Genomic DNA, 15,907 nt, shown 5'->3' on the forward strand with positions numbered 1-15,907 from the left:
CAAAGGCACCGCGTTCATTCAGGCAGCAAGCGTAATCGTTCACGTCCATCGCCGGCAAGCCGGCTCCTACAGGGGGTGGGTTTAATCTGTTGCGGGCCCGCCGCCCGCCGTGACCACTTGCACACTCATGCGCGGTGTCGCCAGATCAAGCCCGGCTTCATCCAGGTGTCGTTTCAAGGACAGGTTGAACGCCCGGGAAACTTCCCACTGCTTGATCGGCGCGGTCTTGAAGCGGGCCCGCAGAATCGCGTTGCCTGACTCGAAACTCTCGACCCCTTGAATCTCCAGCGGCGACCAGATGTTGCGTCGTTGCAGTGGATCGGCGCGCATCTTCTGGCCGACGTCGCGCATCAGTTTGATCGCGTTATCGATGTCCATGTTCGAGGGGATCGCCACGCGAAAGATCGCGTAGCCGAACTCTCGCGAGTAGTTCTTGATGCTTTTGATTTCACTGAACGGGATGGTGTGGACGATGCCGTCGATGTCCCGCAGGCGCACGGTACGAATGGTCAGGCCCTCGACAGTGCCGAGGTGGCCGCCGACATCCACGTAGTCGTCGATGGCCAGGGAGTCCTCGATGATGATGAACAGCCCGGTGATCAGGTCCGCGACCAACGATTGTGCGCCGAAACCGATGGCCAGGCCGATCACGCCGGCACCGGCCAGCAGTGGTGTGACGTTCATGCCCATGTTCGCCAGGGCGACGATCAGTGCAACGATGAAAATCGCCACGAACAGCACGTTGCGGATCAGCGGCATCATCGTCTGCGCACGGGCGTTGGCCTGGCCTTTACGCGAGCGGGTGAGGGCGTGGTGCACCGCCGTGTCGCTGAGGATCCAGATCAGCCAGGCAAAAATCAGTGTGCCGCCGAGGCTGAACAGTTTGACGCTGACTTCATGGCCTTCGCCTTCGGTGAACGCAATCAGCGACATGCCCCAGACCCGCAGGCCAAGTTCGATGAACGCCAGCCACACCAGCAAGTGGGCGAGGGTATAGAAGAAGCTTTTCAGGCGTTCGGAATACAGTGCATGGCGCTTCACGCCACGTTGCGGTTTCAGTGCGTGCCGGCGCACCAGCCCGTTGATGACCATGCACAACACCAGCAGCACGGTGCAGATCAGCGATTGGCGCAACGCGGTGCTGGTGTCGCCGGCGGAAACGAACGTGGCGAACAGCGAAATCGCCACCAGCACTAGCGCTGGCATGTACCAGAAGGTGCCGAGAATTTCGATGGTGTCGCTGAGTGCGCGGCGGGTCAGGCGCCGTGACAGCGGTTGGTTGCGGATCAAGTGGGCGATGGGGCGTCGGAAACGCAGGATGAACAACCCGGTAGACAGCGCAGCCAGCACGTTGGCGATGGTGGCGGCGGTGTGCGCCAAATGGCTGCCGAGGCTGGCGACCAGTCGCGGGTCGTTCAAGGCTTCGCCGAACGCGGCAAAACTGCCGATCAGCCACAACGGCCGAAAGGCCTGATGCCGCAGGATGTACAAGGCGCGGTGGCGGTGTGGCCCGTCGAGCAAGGAAAAGGCGATCACGCAGATCGCCGAAAAACACGTGCCGACCACCAGCGCATAGGCCAGCACCATCGCCAGGCTTTTGCCCAATGACGAGGGCAGGGCGTAGGTCATGTAGACGGTCATCACCAGGGCGATCAGCCAAGGCCCGAGTTTGCGCAGGGCAAAGCGCAACATGTCGAGGGCCTTGGGGTGCTGCGGTAATTCTTCGGTCAGGCCAAAGCGCATCCGCACCCGGTGACCGAGCCAGATCAGCGCGGCGGCCAGCAGGCTCCAGACCATCAGAATCATGGCGAAGCCAAAGATGATCGGCAGCCATTCATTGGCCGGCAACACCAACCCTGCCAGTTCTTCCTTGGCCAGATCAAACTCGTCGGACCAGCGTGTGAGCGGGCTGTCAGCGCCGGAGAATTGTTTTTCAAAATTGGCCAGCGTGCCGCCAATCAGGCCCAACACGCCTTCTTCGGCAGCCGGTTGGGCTTTTTTGGTGGCGTCGCGCAGTTTCTTCAAGTCGGCCAGCAATTTGCTGCGTTGCTGATCGTTCTCCAGTGACTTGATGACTTCGTCGAGGGATTGCCCGAGGGGTTCTTGCGCCTCGGGCTGGGTTTTCGCCGAGCTGTTGAGCAAGCTCGGTAAACCGACGGCCTGGGCCGGCATGACCGGCAGCAGCGCCATCAGGCAGACGAGGAAAAGGCTGGGCAGGGCAAAAAGACGAGCGAACACTAGGCGGTCAACCTTGAAAAGAGCAGATCGACCGAGTGTACGAGCCCGCCAAAATCAATGCGAGCCGAGGGCGAGGATTTATTCGTTGAGTTTGGCGAGGATCTTGAAGACCACGGTAGCGAGGATGGTCAGCATGCCGATCCACATCGCGAACACGCCGGCATTCTTGTCGCGGAAGTTGAAGCCGATCGCCAGCAGGATCATCCCGGCAAGAATCGGGATCAGCATGGCGTGAAATGAAGACATCGAGATCATGAGCGACTGCCTTGTCGAAGGGGGTATTTAAAGTCTAGCGGTTTTAACACGTGTAGGAGCCGGCTTGCCGGCGATAGCGATTTCAAGGACGCCATCGCCGGCAAGCCGGCTCCTACAGGTTTTATGGCAATTCCTGGCTGGCGTAGAACGCGCTAAGCACTTTCACCAGGTGCGCCAGATCATGACTGCCGCACAGTTCGCGGATCGAGTGCATGGCGAATGTCGGCAGGCCGATGTCCACGGTGCGCACGCCCAGGTGGCTGGCGGTGATCGGGCCGATGGTCGAGCCGCAGCCCATGTCGCTGCGCACCACGAAGCTTTGCACCGGCACTTCTTCGGCCATGCACAGATGGCGGAAGAACCCGGCGGTTTCGCTGTTGGTGGCGTAACGCTGGTTGCTGTTGACCTTGATCACCGGGCCGGCGTTGAGTTTCGGGCCGTGGTTGGCGTCGTGCTTGTCGGCGTAGTTGGGGTGTACGCCGTGGGCATTGTCGGCCGAGACCAGCAGGGATTTCTGAATGGTGCGTACGAATTCATCACCTTCGGGCAACAAACGACGCAGCGTCTGTTCCAGCATCGGGCCGTCAGCGCCACAGGCCGAGCAGGAGCCGACTTCTTCGTGGTCATTGGCGACCAGTACGCAGGTTTCGTCGGTTTCAGCCGTCAGCAACGCTTGCAGGCCGGCGTAGCAGGACAGCAGGTTGTCGAGGCGCGCACCGGCGATGAAGTCGCCATGCAGGCCGATGACCGCAGCGCTCTGGGTATCGTAGAAGCTCAACTCGTAGTCGAGCACCACGTCGGCGTTCAGGCCATGCTCGAGAGCAAGTTGATTGGTGAGCACGGCGCGGAAGTCCACGCGCTCGTCACCGGCGAACTGCGCGAGGATTGGCGGCAATTCGGTCTGGGCGTTGATCGCCCAACCCATGTTGGCTTCACGATTGAGGTGAATGGCCAGGTTGGGAATGATCGCAATCGGCGTCTTGAAGTCGATCAGCTGGCTCTCGACCTTGCCGTCGCGGCGGAAGGTCACGCGGCCCGCCAGGGACAGATCGCGGTCGAACCACGGAGCCAGCAGCGCGCCGCCATACACTTCGACACCCAGCTGCCAGAAACCCTGGCGTTGCAGTTCCGGCTGGGGTTTGACTCGCAGGCACGGGCTGTCGGTATGGGCGCCGACCAGGCGGATACCGCCGTGCAGGGGAGAGTGACGGCCCATTTTGACGGCGACAATCGAAGAGTCGTTACGGGTGACGTAGTAGCGGCCGTTAGCTTCGGTGGTCCAGGGCTCGCGTTCGTCGAGACGCTGATAACCCGCCGCTTCCAGGCGCTGAACAAGGCTGGCGGTGGCATGAAACGGGGTAGGGGAGGCCTTGAGGAAATCGATCAGGCCTTGGTTCAACTCTTCGCGCATAAGTAGCTCCAGACAGCAATGGCGCAAGTTTACCGTATTGGCTCATGGCATTGCAGACACAATGCCGTCCGTCGCGCGACGTTTGTCGGTGGGTCTGATTTGCGCGTCAGCCTGTGATCAGAAGTCCGCTGAGGAACACTTCACGGCGTTGCTTGCGACCCACGTATTCATGCTTGCTCGCGACATACACCGGGTTGAACTTTTTCTTCGAGATGCCTGGGAGTTGTCCTGTGTACGTTTCAACCAGCCGATCATAGTCGGCTTCAGTAATGTGTTTGTAGATTTCCCGGCGATAGAAAAATCCCAGCTGGAAACCCAGGGTTTCGCTTTGATGGGGTGTCTGGCCGGAGAAGCAGTTTTCAAAATCGATGGCTTTGAGCGGTGACTGCGACGATTCGGGGATCATGATGTTGCCGGCCCAGAAATCCATGTGAGTGATGTTCTTCAGGGCAAGGGAGTGGAGCAGGTCGAAAGCATCCAGGATAAATGCCTCCACGTTGCCGGGGTTGCGTTTAAGCCACTGTACGCCGTCAAGATGGTCGTCAAGCAGGCGCGTGATAATGAAATACTCCTGGGTCAGTCCCAGCAGATCCTTGGTGTAGCCAAACCCTTGCAGTGGTGGCATCCGGACGCCACGGCGCTGCGCTTCATGGGTATTGATCAGTTCTTCCAGCGGCCAGTCGAAGCGACCGTTGCGCTGTGGTTTGCCAAAGGTTACCCGCACTTTCGCCTTTAACGTATCCAGCGGCTGAACCTTGGCAAATAGAGGGGTGTCACCGCTGGCGAGCGGTGCGCTCGCGCGGGTGAGCTTGCGAGCGCTGCGCTTTTCAATCAGTTGCTCCAGCGCTTGCCGTGCTTCGATGCAAGGCTGTTCACTGAGGTGCAGGGTGGTGTTGGAAAAGTTGAAGGTGATTGGGTAGTCGTTCTGAAGTGTCTTGCAACTGAGCACGGGGCATCCTGCCTGCTATCGTAGTGCCATCATTTTACGTTTCTTTACAAATTTATGACAATAATTTAACGCCATTTTTACGACGGGTAATTTGTTTCAGTAAATGAAAACGCCCTTCAGTTGAAGGGCGTTTTTCATTTCGGCGAGTCTGCTCAAAACGGAGCGGGGCACTCGAAACGCAGGCGTTCACCGGTCTGCGGGTGAGTGAAGCTGAGCATGCTCGCGTGCAGGCATAGCCGTGGCCAGGCAGCCAGCGCCTGCTCGTGGGCATAGAGCCCGTCACCCAGCAGCGGGTGGCCGATGGAGAGCATGTGCACGCGCAACTGATGGGAGCGGCCGGTGATTGGCGTCAGTTCAACCCGGCACCAGTCGCCGCATCGTTCCAGCACGCGCCAGAATGTCAGGGCGTTTTTGCCGAACTCGAAATCCACCACATGGCGCGGCTTGGTCGGCGGGTCGTAGCGCAGGGGCAGGTCGATGCTGCCGCTGTCCAGTTCCGGCTGACCCCAGCAAAGTGCGGTGTAGGCCTTTTCGGTTTCACGGTCGTGAAATTGCCGAGACAATTCGCGATGGGTGTCCGGGTCACGGGCCAGCAGAATGATGCCGGAGGTTTCCCAGTCCAGGCGATGGACGATGCGGGCTTCGGGGTAGCCGTTTTCTTGCAGGCGGGTGATCAGGCAATCCTTGTTGTCATCGGCCCGGCCAGGGACGGAAAGCAACAGGGTCGGTTTATTCACCACCAGTACGGCGGCGTCCTGATGAATGATGTGGACGTTGGACAGCGGCATTAAACAGCCTCGTAACAAACGCCAACGGCGACTCGATCACTTGCGTACCCTCGTGTAGGAGCCGGCTTGCTGGCGATAGCATCAACGCGGTGAATCAGTTAGTCCGCGTTGCCTGCATCGCCAGCAAGCCGGCTCCTACACACGAGGGCACCCAAATAATCGAGCCGCCGTGGCTCCCGACGGATCGACTCAGCGATCCGGCAGGGTGATATTGAGTTCCAGAATCGAGCAGCTACCCTGGTTTTCCAGGGCGACATGCACGTCATCGGACCCGATATTGACGTACTTGCGGATGACTTCGACCAGCTCTTTCTGCAAGGCTGGCAAGTAATCCGGCGTACTGCGTTGGCCGCGTTCATGCGCCACGATGATCTGTAGACGCTCTTTCGCTACCGAGGCGGTACTTGGCTTCTTGTTAGCACGAAAGAAGTCAAAAATGTTCATTACCGGCCTCCAAACAGACGCTCAAAGAATCCTTTCTTCGTCACATCGAGAAACCGATGCTCCACGGTTTTGCCCAGCAGGCGTTCGACCGCATCGCTGTACGCCTGACCGGCGTCGCTTTGATCGTCGAGAATCACCGGCACGCCGGAGTTGGACGCCTTGAGTACCGCTTGGGACTCAGGGATCACACCCAGCAGGGTCACAGCGAGAATTTCCTTGACGTCTTCAACGCCGAGCATCTCGCCATCGCTGACGCGTTGCGGGTTGTAACGGGTCAACAGCAAGTGTTCCTTGATCGGGTCTTCGCCGTTTTCGGCGCGACGCGATTTGCTGGCCAGCAGGCCCAGCATGCGGTCCGAGTCACGAACCGAGGAGACTTCCGGGTTGGTCACGACGATCGCTTCATCGGCGAAGTACATGGCCAGGTGAGCACCTTTCTCGATGCCGGCCGGGGAGTCGCAGACCACGAATTCGAAGTCTTCCTTCAACGCCATCAGGACTTTTTCCACGCCTTCGACAGTCAGCGCGTCTTTGTCGCGGGTCTGACTGGCGGCCAGTACGTAGAGGTTTTCCAGGCGTTTGTCTTTGATCAGGGCCTGTTGCAGGTTGGCTTCGCCGTTAACCACGTTGACGAAGTCATACACGACGCGACGCTCGCAACCCATGATCAGGTCGAGGTTACGCAAGCCGACGTCGAAGTCGACGATAACTGTTTTGTGACCGCGCAGTGCGAGGCCGGTACCGATAGCAGCACTGGTGGTGGTCTTACCCACACCACCCTTGCCGGATGTAACCACGAGAATCTTGGCCAAGGTGTTTCACCCCTAAGGAAAAAGGACATTTAGCCCCTGAAAAACATCTCTGGAAAAACGACTGCAGTCGGACAGCTTGGCTGGAATCCGGTCATGAACCGCGCTTACCCCCGGTAAACACTGCTTTAGGCCTTTTTCCTACTTCGTTTGAGCCGTTTTCGCTACGTTTTAGAGATGCTTGGAAAATGCGGCAGTATCCGTTAAAGCCGAATGATGTTCAACACATCGCCCGACAGGCTGACCTGTACACCCGCGCCCCACAAAGGGTCGCGACGCAGATCTTCCGAAACCTTGTAGTGGCCTGCGATGGAGACCAGTTCAGCGCTCATTTGCTGACAGAAAATCCTGGCTTTCGTGTCGCCTTTGACCCCGGCCAATACACGACCACGCATCGGTCCGTATACATGGATGTTGCCGTCGGCGAGAAGTTCCGCCCCCGGGCTGACCGAAGAGATCACGACGAGGTCGCAACCCTGGGCATAAATCTGCTGGCCGCCGCGTACCGGCGAGGTGATGATTTTCGTCGGTTTGATCGTCGGTTCAGCGGGTTTTTCCGGTTTCTTCGCCACGGTGCCTTCAAGCGGGTCCAGCGGACGCTCGCGGGCGCCGGACGGCGGCAGCACCGGCAGGTCGACCGCGATGGCGGCGGCGATGTCTTCGATGCGACTGGCACGGATCGCCAGGGTGCGCAGGCCGTGCTGGCGGCAGACGCGCATCAAGCCTGGCAGATCGACCGCACCTTCGCTGGCCGGAAGCTTGTCCAGCGCCAGTACCAGCGGCGCGTTGCTGAAGAAGCCGGGCGCCTGGGCGACCTTGGCGGCCAATTGCCGATCAAGGCTTTCGAGGTCGTTGCGGGCCAGCTCCAGCACGGTAATGGCGAGCATGCTGCCCTTCAACTGGAACACGGGATCCTGGTCTTGCGGTTCGATTTGGCTCATGGTCGGCATACAACGGCTTGTCACTAAAAGTGCCGAGACTTATAACGAGAACGCTCGCGAGCCGCAAGCCGGGTCGAACGATGTAGAATGCGCGGCCATTGTCTTTCCGGAACCTTTAATGGATCGCCCGCGTTTTCAAAAAACATTTCTGATGCCGCGTTTCTGGCCGCTGTGGTGCGGCTTGGGGCTGTTGTGGCTGATCGTTCAGTTGCCATACCCGGCGCTGCTGTTTATTGGTCGTGCCCTCGGTGCATTGATGTATCGCGCGGCGGGCGACCGACGGCGCATTGCCAAGCGCAACCTGGAGCTGTGCTTCCCGGAAAAATCCGCTGCCGAGCGCAAGCGCCTGCTCAAGGAAAACTTTGCCTCCACCGGCATCGCATTCTTTGAAATGGCCATGAGCTGGTGGTGGTCGCGGGAGCGCCTGGCCAGGTTGGCGCATGTCGAAGGGCTGGAGCACCTGAAAAAGGCCCAGCGCGAAGGCAAGGGCGTGATTCTGATGGCCGTGCATTTCACCACGCTGGAAATCGGCGCGGCGCTGCTCGGCCAGCAACACACCATCGACGGCATGTACCGCGAGCACAAGAACCCGCTGTTCGATTACATCCAGCGCAATGGCCGCGAGCGACACAACCTCGACTCGCTGGCTGTGGAGCGTGAAGACGTGCGCGGCATGCTCAAACTGCTGCGGGCCGGCCGGGCGATCTGGTACGCACCGGATCAGGACTACGGCGCCAAGCAAAGCATCTTCGTGCCGCTGTTCGGGATTCAGGCCGCAACCGTCACTGCCACCAGCAAGTTTGCGCGGCTGGGCAAGGCGCTGGTGGTGCCGTTCACGCAAGAGCGTCTGGCGGACGGCAGCGGTTATCGCTTGGTGATCCATGCGCCGCTCGAAGGTTTCCCTGGCGAGACCGAAGAGGCCGATTGCCTGCGGATCAACCAATGGATCGAAGGCGTCTTGCGCGACTGCCCGGAGCAATACCTCTGGGCCCATCGCCGCTTCAAGAGTCGTCCGCCGGGCGAACCCAAGTTGTACGCAAAACGCGGTTGAACCCCCAATCCCTGTAGGAGCGAGCCTGCTCGCGAAAAACCCGAGAGCGTCGCGGAGTGTCAGGCAGCCAACGTCATCGTTGACGACCATTGCCGGCAAGCCGGTCTCGCTCCTACAGGGAAATGGAAAATTCCAACTAGCACCATGGAGTGTTGTGCATGAGTCCAGGCGAACCGGTTACAGGGTTGATTCTTTCCGGCGGCGGGGCTCGGGCGGCCTATCAGGTCGGCGTGCTGGCAGCGATTGCCGAATTGCTGCCGGTGGGGGCAAACAATCCGTTCCCGGTGATCGTCGGCACCTCGGCCGGGGCGATCAATGCGGTCAGCCTCGCCAGTGGGGCGATGGACTTTCGCAATGCCATCGAACGCCTGACTGCTTTCTGGCAAGGGTTCCGTAGCCATCTGGTTTTGCGCAGCGACTGGCCGGGCGTGATCCGTCAGGCCAGCCGGTTTGTCAGCCACAGTCTGCTCGGCATCGGCGCTCAGGTGCCGGTGGCCCTGCTCAACAGCTCGCCGCTGCGCCGGTTGCTCAACGACAAATTGCACATGACCGGCATCGCCGAAGCCATCGCGCAGAAGCAGTTGAAGGCCGTGGCGGTCACCGCGTTCGGTTACGAATCGGGTCAGGCAGTCACCTTCTATCAGGGCGGCGGCACCATCGACGCCTGGTTACGCCATCGACGCATCGGCGTTCCTGCGCAGTTGACCGTCGAGCACCTGCTCGCCAGCTCCGCCATCCCATTGCTGTTCGCCCCGGTAAAAATCGGCGAGGAATATTTCGGTGACGGCGCGGTGCGCCAATCGGCACCGATCAGCCCGGCCCTGCACCTGGGTGCCAGCCGCGTGCTGGTGGTGGGCGTCAGCGGCAACCCGCGCGGTGTCGACCCGGAACGACCGCTGCAACGGGCCTACACCGGACAGCAGCCGACGCTCGCGCAGATCGGTGGGCACATGCTCAACAGTACGTTCATTGACAGCCTGGAAAGTGACATCGAACTGCTGCAACGCTTGAATCAGTTCAGCCATCTGATGCCCGCCGGCACGCCGACCCGCACGCTCGGCGTAGCGCCGGTGGAGGTGCTGGTGATTTCGCCGAGCCAGCCGATTGATGAGATTGCTGCGCGACATCGCCAGGAGTTGCCGGCAGCGCTGCGTCTGTTTCTGCGCGGTCCGGGGGCGACCAAGACCAGCGGGGCGGGGGTGTTGAGTTACCTGCTGTTCGAGGCGGGGTATTGCAGCGAGTTGATAGATCTGGGGCGGCGCGATGCGTTGGCCAAGCAGGATGAATTGTGTCGGTTTCTTGGGTTGGAACAGCCGGTGATTCCGGCTTGAGATCGGCGGCGCGACCTTCGCGGGCAAGCCATGCTCCTACAGGTTTTGTGTCGTTCACATAATGGGCGAACGGCACAAAACCTGTAGGAGCATGGCTTGCCCGCGAAGGCGTCCTCACAGACGCCGCTGGATCAGAAGTGGAACTTCACCAGGAAGCTCGTCGTGCTCTGATCAGTCTTGAAGTACTGGCTATCCTTAATCCCGTACTTGTCCGACCAATAGTCATACTCCACACCCACATACAACTGTTTCTCGCCAAAATTCAGCGCTTTACCCAGGTCATATTTAACCTGCGGGTTGAAGTGCAGGTTGGCGTGGTAGTCGCCTTTGGAGTTGGAGTCGTTGTCGACTACCCAGTCCATGAAACCATCGATCAGGATGCTCGAATCGCCGACCGGGATGGTGTAGGACCAGACCGGGGTGATCTGCCAGACGTTGTCGCCCGCACGGCTGCCTTCGGTATGACGCTGGTAGAAGTTCAGCTGGAAGTAGTCGAAGCCTGGAATCGCCAGGTCGAAACCCGGGCCGATCAGGTAGGACTCGGTATCGCCTTCACCAAACTCGTACGTCATGGCCAGCAACACATCTTTGACCGGGCCGAATTCGACTTTCTGGTCGAGGACTTTGCCCAGGGAAATGCGTGGGCTGAACTCACCGTAATAGGTGTTCGGGCCGACGTTGAAATCCTTTTCGCCGTTGTAGAAGATCTTGTCGACGAAGAAGAAGTTATCCCCATATTTCCAGCCATCGGCGTGTTCGAAGGTCACGGTCTGCTGAATGCGCGGGTTGACCTGGAAGTCCTTGCCATACAGGTAGGTCAGGCTGTTGTTCTGCCATTGCAGCAAGTCGCCGGCCATGGCCTGGCCCCCGGCCAGCAAGGATCCCGCCAGCATCAGGCTAGTGCACGTACGTTTCATTCGGTTGCTCCCAAAAAGTAGGTGTTTCACGTTGTTTTTTTAAGGTCGGCGCTCTGGTGTGGCGCCTTTTTCCGTAGCGGTAAAAAATCATCCAATCGGTCAGCTTCAGTGGTGTTAGCAAGAGCTGCGCCAAGGCTTTCGAAAAGCAAAAAAACTCCCGTTCGGCGGCTCAAGAGCCGTCGATTGAGAGGGGGGTTGGAATGCCTTGATACCGTCCAGGGCCGGGATAAGTTGGCTTTCTGGTCAGGAATTAAATCCGGGCTTTTTTTTAAAGCGGATTCAGGCGGCCGCGGAGAATACTGACTCCAGGGCCGGGTCTCAAGTGCCCCGCAACAGCGCACCGACGACAGGTTTTGGGCACTGTTGCGGGTCATCTTAAAAGTGCACCTTCACCAGCAGGCTGGTGGTGTTTTCATTGGTGTCGAGGCGGGCGTTGTTTTCCACGCCGTACTTGTCTTTCCAGTAGCTGTACTCGACGCCGACATACACCTGTTTCTCCCGCCAGCCCAAGGCCTTGCCCAGGTCGTATTTGATCTGCGGGTTGAAATGCAGGTTGGCGTGATAGGTGCCGCGCGAGTTCTGGTCGTTGTCCACGACCCAGTCGAGGTAGCCGTCGATCAACAGGTTCGAATTGCCCAGCGGGACGGTGTAGGACCAGGCCGGTGTGATCTGCCAGACATCATCGCCGGGGCGCGAGCCTTCGGTCTGGCGATAGTAGAAATTCAAGGTGAAAAAGTTGAAGCCCGGTACTGCAAGGTCGAAGCCGGGGCCGATCAGGTAGGCTTCGGTGTCGTCTTCGCCATTCTCGTAGGTCATGGCCAGCAACACGTCCTTGATCGGGCCGAATTCGAAGCGGCGGTCGAGGATTTTGCCGAAGGAGAGGCGTGGGCTGAATTCGCCGTAATAGGCGTGAACGCCTTTGTTCCGGTCTTTCTCGCCGTTGTAGTAGGTGCTGTCGACGAACAGGAAGTTGTCGCCGTACTTCCAGCGGTCGGCGTGTTCGAAGGTGATCGTCTGCTGAATCGACGGGTTGATCGCGAAATCCTTGCCGTACAGATAGCTCAGGCTGTTGGTCTGCCACAGCAGTAAATCGCCGGCCATGGCTTGGCTGGCAGCCAGAAGACCGCTGCCTAACAGCAGGTTTGTCTGTGTCCGAATCATCTGTTGCTCCCTCTTGTTTTTATTTTCAAGGCGCAGGTGTCCCACCCCTGTAGGAGCCGGCTTGCTGGCGATGAGGTCAGAACATCCAACATTGATGTCGTCTGACCCACCGCTTCGCCAGCAAGCCGGCTCCTACAGGGTTTGCGTTCTGTCTTAGTGCGAGTGGGCGTGGCAGTCGTTGATCGTGGCGCGTTCCTTGCCGCCGAGGATGTTGAACAGCAGGTTCAGCGCCAAGGCACTTAACGTCGCCATGGCGATGCCGCTGTGGGTGATCGGGCTCATCCACAACGGCAGGTGGGCGAAGAACTCCGGACGTACCACCGGAATCAGGCCCATGCCGATGCTCACCGCCACCAGCAATTGGTTGCGACGGTCACCGATGTCAGCTTCCTGGAGAATCTTGATCCCGGTGGCGGCGACCATGCCGAACATCGCAATCGCCGCACCGCCGAGCACGGCGGGTGGAATCGAGGCGACCAGGAACGCGGCTTTCGGCAGCAGGCTCAACACCACCAGCAACCCGCCGGCAACGATGGTCACCGAACGGCAGCGCACGCCGGTCATCTGCACCAGGCCGATGTTCTGCGCGAAAGAGGAGTGGGTGAAGGTGTTGAAGAAACCGGCGAAGAACGACGCGCCGGCATCGCACAGCAAGCCGCGACGCAACATCCGTGGGCAGACTTCCTGGCCGGTGATTTTGCCCAGCGCGAGGAACATCCCGGTGGACTCGACGAAGATGATCACCACCACCAGGCACATCGACAGAATCGGCGCGAGTTCAAACTTCGGCATGCCGAAGTGCAGCGGGGTGACGAATTGCAGCCAAGGCGTCTGGGCCATGCCGCTGAGGTCGACCATGCCGATCAACCCGCAGATCACGTAACCGAGGCACATGCCGATCAGCACGGAAATGTTGACCCAGAAACCGCGCATGAAACGATGGACCAACAGAATGGTGGCCAGCACCAGCGCGGCGATGGCCAGGTAAATCGGTGAACCGAATTGAGCGGCGCCGGCACCACCGCCCGCCCAATTGACGGCGACGGGGAACAACGACAAACCGATCGAGGTGATGACTGTGCCGGTCACCAGCGGCGGGAAGAACCGAACGACTTTGGACATGAACGGTGCGATGAGCATGCCGAAGAACCCGGCGGCGATGGTCGCGCCGAAGATTCCTTGCAGACCGATACCGGGCATGCCGGCCATGGCGACCATGCTGCCGACGGCGGCGAAGCTGGCGCCCATCATCACTGGCATGCGAATGCCCATCGGGCCGATGCCCAGCGACTGGACGATGGTGGCGATGCCGGCCACCAGCAGGTCGGCGTTGATCAGGAAGGCGATTTCTTCACGACTCAGGCCAGCGGCCTGTCCGATGATCAGCGGCACCGCGATGGCTCCGCCGTACATCAGCAAAACATGTTGCAGACCGACCAGGATCAGTTGCAAAAGGGGCAAACGCTGAATGGCGGGTGCGTCGGGGATGCGCGCTTGGGATAGCTCGGACATGCAACACCTCGGATCTTTTTTATTCTTGTGATTTTGTGCATCAGGGAAGACCGCGTTGCGGCCATTCGCGGGCAAGCCTCGCTCCTACAGGTTCTGGGGCGATTTGCATCATTTGTGAACGACGCAAAACCTGTAGGAGCGAGGCTTGCCCGCGAAGCTTTTCAACGGTTAGTTGGTCGGAGCTCCCTGAACAATCCACGCGCCGATCAGGTCACGTTCCTGCTGGGTCATCTGGGTGATGTTGCCCAGTGGCATGATCTGGCTGGTGACGGCTTGAGCCTGGATGCGCGCCGCGTTCTGGCGGATCTGCTCGGGGGTATCGAACATCACGCCGGCCGGTGCTGCGCTGAACAACGGGCTGGTCGGCTTGGCCGAGTGGCATACCGCGCAACGTTCCTGGATCACGCTGTGTACCTTGTCGAAACCCGGGCCGGCGTTTGCCGCCTGGACCGGTGCTTCAGCCGGTTTCGGTGTGGCAGGTTTGGCGCCACCGCCGAGGGCGGTTTCCGGCAGCGGCTGGTACTCGATGGTGCCAGGTGCCTTGGCCACTTCAGGTGCGCTTGGCATCTGCGCCGGGCCCGTCACGTAAGCCAGGCAGATCATGCCCACGGCTGCGACGGGCAGGGTCCAGGCAAACTTGTGGCTGTCATGACGGGTGTTGAAATAGTGACGCACCAACACCGCCAGCACCGCGATCCCGGCCAGGATCAGCCAGTTGTACTGGCTGCCATAAGTGCTCGGGAAGTGGTTGCTGATCATGATGAACAGCACCGGCAAGGTGAAGTAGTTGTTGTGACGCGAACGCAGCAGGCCTTTGGCCGGCAGTGCCGGATCGGGCGTGCGGTTCTCGGCAATCGCCGCTACCAGTGCGCGCTGCGCCGGCATGATAATGCGGAACACGTTGCCGACCATGATGGTGCCGATGATCGCGCCGACGTGCAGGTACGCACCACGACCGCTGAACACTTTGCTGAAGCCGTAAGCGGCGCCGATGATCAGCACGAACAGGATGAAGCCGAGCAGGGCAGGGCGTTTGCCCAGGGCCGAGTCGCAGAGGAAGGAGTAGACGAACCAGCCAACGAACAAAGAAGCGATGCCCAGGGCAACACCTTCAGGGCCGGTCAGGCTACTGCCCGGTGCCAGCAAGTACAGCGTCGGGTTGGAGTAGAACACCACGCACAGCAGCGCGATCCCCGACATCCAGGTGAAGTAGGCTTCCCATTTGAACCAGTGCAGGTTGTCCGGCATGGTCGGTGGAGCCAGTTTGTATTTTTCCAGGTGATAGATACCGCCGCCGTGGATCGCCCACAAATCGCCGGCCAGACCACTTTTCGGGTTGACCCGATTGAGGTTGTTTTCCAGCCAGACGAAATAGAACGACGCACCGATCCAGGCCACGCCAGTAATCATGTGAACCCAGCGCACGCTCAGGTTCAGCCATTCCAACAGATGTGCTTCCACAGTCTTTACCTCTCGCCTGTCACTCTGTTGTCGAGTGATCAGACCTTCTCTTATTGGTGGGGGGCGAGGATCAAACGCTCATCCTCTTTGAAAAAATGCTCATCGCAGTTATTGCCTGTGCCACTGCGATCAACCACCAGGAAGTCATCCCGCTTTTCGATCGTCAGCACCGGGTGGTGCCAGACGCCGCGATGGTAATTAATGCCCTGCCTGCCGTTGGTGACGAAGGCGCGGACCAAGCCTGATACAGGTTCATCGCCAAGTGGCGCGACCACGATCAGAAAGGGGTTGCCGAGCAGCGGAATGAAAGCCTGGCTGCCCAGCGGGTGACGCTCCAGCATGCTGACGGTCAGCGGCATGTCCTGCGCGTCGGCGCGGAAAATGCTGATGATCGCCTTGTCTTCTGGCGTGGCGGTTTCAACCGTCGCCAGTTTATGAAAGCGCATGGTCGAACCGTTGTTGATCATGAAGTGATCGCTGCCGTCGGTTTCGATCACGTCACCGAAAGGGGCGAAGGCTTCTTTGGTCAGCGGTTCAATCGTCAATGTGCGCATGCTGGTCTTCTTAATCTCAAATGTGTTGGGGTTCTGCCTTTGTAGGAGCCGGCTTGCCGGCGATGGCGTCAGTGAGGGCCCCATC

15 protein-coding genes are annotated in these 15,907 nt (G+C 59.6%); 2 read left to right on the plus strand and 13 right to left on the minus strand.

All coding sequences use genetic code 11. From position 1 onward, the window contains the following. Positions 1-81: 81 nt before the first annotated feature. The 8 genes from KGB27_RS27815 to minC all read right to left on the minus strand — a co-directional run bounded on the left by KGB27_RS27815 (position 82) and on the right by minC (position 7,835). Positions 82-2,238, minus strand: coding sequence for a mechanosensitive ion channel family protein (locus tag KGB27_RS27815; protein WP_192230170.1), 2,157 nt, complete (start codon positions 2,236-2,238; stop codon positions 82-84). Positions 2,239-2,316: 78 nt separating this feature from the next. Continuing rightward, entirely contained in the window at positions 2,317-2,493 is a 177-nt protein-coding gene (locus tag KGB27_RS27820; RefSeq protein ID WP_008031437.1) for a hypothetical protein, read from the minus strand. A 121-nt stretch (positions 2,494-2,614) separates the two neighbouring features. Beyond that, positions 2,615-3,904: a M18 family aminopeptidase gene (locus tag KGB27_RS27825; RefSeq protein WP_008040545.1), complete on the minus strand. Its 1,290-nt coding sequence runs from the start codon at positions 3,902-3,904 to the stop codon at positions 2,615-2,617. 106 nt (positions 3,905-4,010) lie between these two features. Next, the gene (locus KGB27_RS27830) at positions 4,011-4,853 is read right to left on the minus strand and encodes a lipopolysaccharide kinase InaA family protein (RefSeq protein ID WP_008040546.1); all 843 of its coding nucleotides are present in this window, start codon (positions 4,851-4,853) and stop codon (positions 4,011-4,013) included. A 152-nt stretch (positions 4,854-5,005) separates the two neighbouring features. Further along, positions 5,006-5,641 (minus strand): RluA family pseudouridine synthase, encoded by a 636-nt coding sequence (locus KGB27_RS27835; RefSeq protein ID WP_008031443.1) that lies wholly within the window; start codon positions 5,639-5,641, stop codon positions 5,006-5,008. Positions 5,642-5,830: 189 nt separating this feature from the next. Beyond that, a complete protein-coding gene (minE, locus tag KGB27_RS27840) occupies positions 5,831-6,085 on the minus strand; it encodes a cell division topological specificity factor MinE (protein WP_007944431.1) in 255 nt (84 codons plus the stop codon). Further along, positions 6,085-6,897 carry a septum site-determining protein MinD gene (gene minD / locus KGB27_RS27845; RefSeq protein ID WP_008040547.1) on the minus strand — a complete coding sequence of 271 codons (813 nt, stop codon included), beginning with the start codon at positions 6,895-6,897 and terminating at the stop codon, positions 6,085-6,087. The genes minE and minD overlap by 1 nt, the downstream gene beginning before the upstream one ends. A gap of 200 nt (positions 6,898-7,097) precedes the next feature. Then, positions 7,098-7,835: a septum site-determining protein MinC gene (minC, locus tag KGB27_RS27850; protein WP_032828916.1), complete on the minus strand. Its 738-nt coding sequence runs from the start codon at positions 7,833-7,835 to the stop codon at positions 7,098-7,100. Between the two features lie 118 nt (positions 7,836-7,953). Here minC and KGB27_RS27855 point away from each other — a divergent pair, with 118 nt between their 5' ends. Together KGB27_RS27855 and KGB27_RS27865 are read left to right on the plus strand one after the other, a co-directional pair. Continuing rightward, positions 7,954-8,886, plus strand: a complete 933-nt coding sequence (locus KGB27_RS27855; protein ID WP_008031451.1) for a lipid A biosynthesis lauroyl acyltransferase — start codon at positions 7,954-7,956, stop codon at positions 8,884-8,886. 158 nt (positions 8,887-9,044) lie between these two features. After that, on the plus strand, positions 9,045-10,217 hold the full coding sequence (locus KGB27_RS27865) for a patatin-like phospholipase family protein (protein ID WP_223557110.1): 1,173 nt from the start codon (positions 9,045-9,047) through the stop codon (positions 10,215-10,217). A 131-nt stretch (positions 10,218-10,348) separates the two neighbouring features. Here KGB27_RS27865 and KGB27_RS27870 read toward each other — a convergent pair whose 3' ends face one another. The 5 genes from KGB27_RS27870 to KGB27_RS27890 form a co-directional block, all read right to left on the minus strand. After that, the gene (locus tag KGB27_RS27870; protein ID WP_223449353.1) at positions 10,349-11,134 is read right to left on the minus strand and encodes an outer membrane protein OmpK; all 786 of its coding nucleotides are present in this window, start codon (positions 11,132-11,134) and stop codon (positions 10,349-10,351) included. A gap of 375 nt (positions 11,135-11,509) precedes the next feature. Further along, complete coding sequence (locus KGB27_RS27875) at positions 11,510-12,295, minus strand: outer membrane protein OmpK (protein WP_223557112.1); 786 nt, start codon at positions 12,293-12,295, stop codon at positions 11,510-11,512. A 153-nt stretch (positions 12,296-12,448) separates the two neighbouring features. Beyond that, entirely contained in the window at positions 12,449-13,807 is a 1,359-nt protein-coding gene (locus tag KGB27_RS27880; RefSeq protein ID WP_223557115.1) for a nucleobase:cation symporter-2 family protein, read from the minus strand. 168 nt (positions 13,808-13,975) lie between these two features. After that, positions 13,976-15,268, minus strand: coding sequence for a urate hydroxylase PuuD (locus tag KGB27_RS27885; protein WP_223436116.1), 1,293 nt, complete (start codon positions 15,266-15,268; stop codon positions 13,976-13,978). Positions 15,269-15,318: 50 nt separating this feature from the next. Further along, on the minus strand, positions 15,319-15,822 hold the full coding sequence (locus tag KGB27_RS27890) for an ureidoglycolate lyase (protein ID WP_007988150.1): 504 nt from the start codon (positions 15,820-15,822) through the stop codon (positions 15,319-15,321). Between the last annotated feature and the right edge of the window lie 85 nt (positions 15,823-15,907).

This window comes from Pseudomonas sp. BF-R-01 (genome assembly GCF_019946615.1).
Classification (GTDB): domain Bacteria; phylum Pseudomonadota; class Gammaproteobacteria; order Pseudomonadales; family Pseudomonadaceae; genus Aquipseudomonas; species Aquipseudomonas migulae.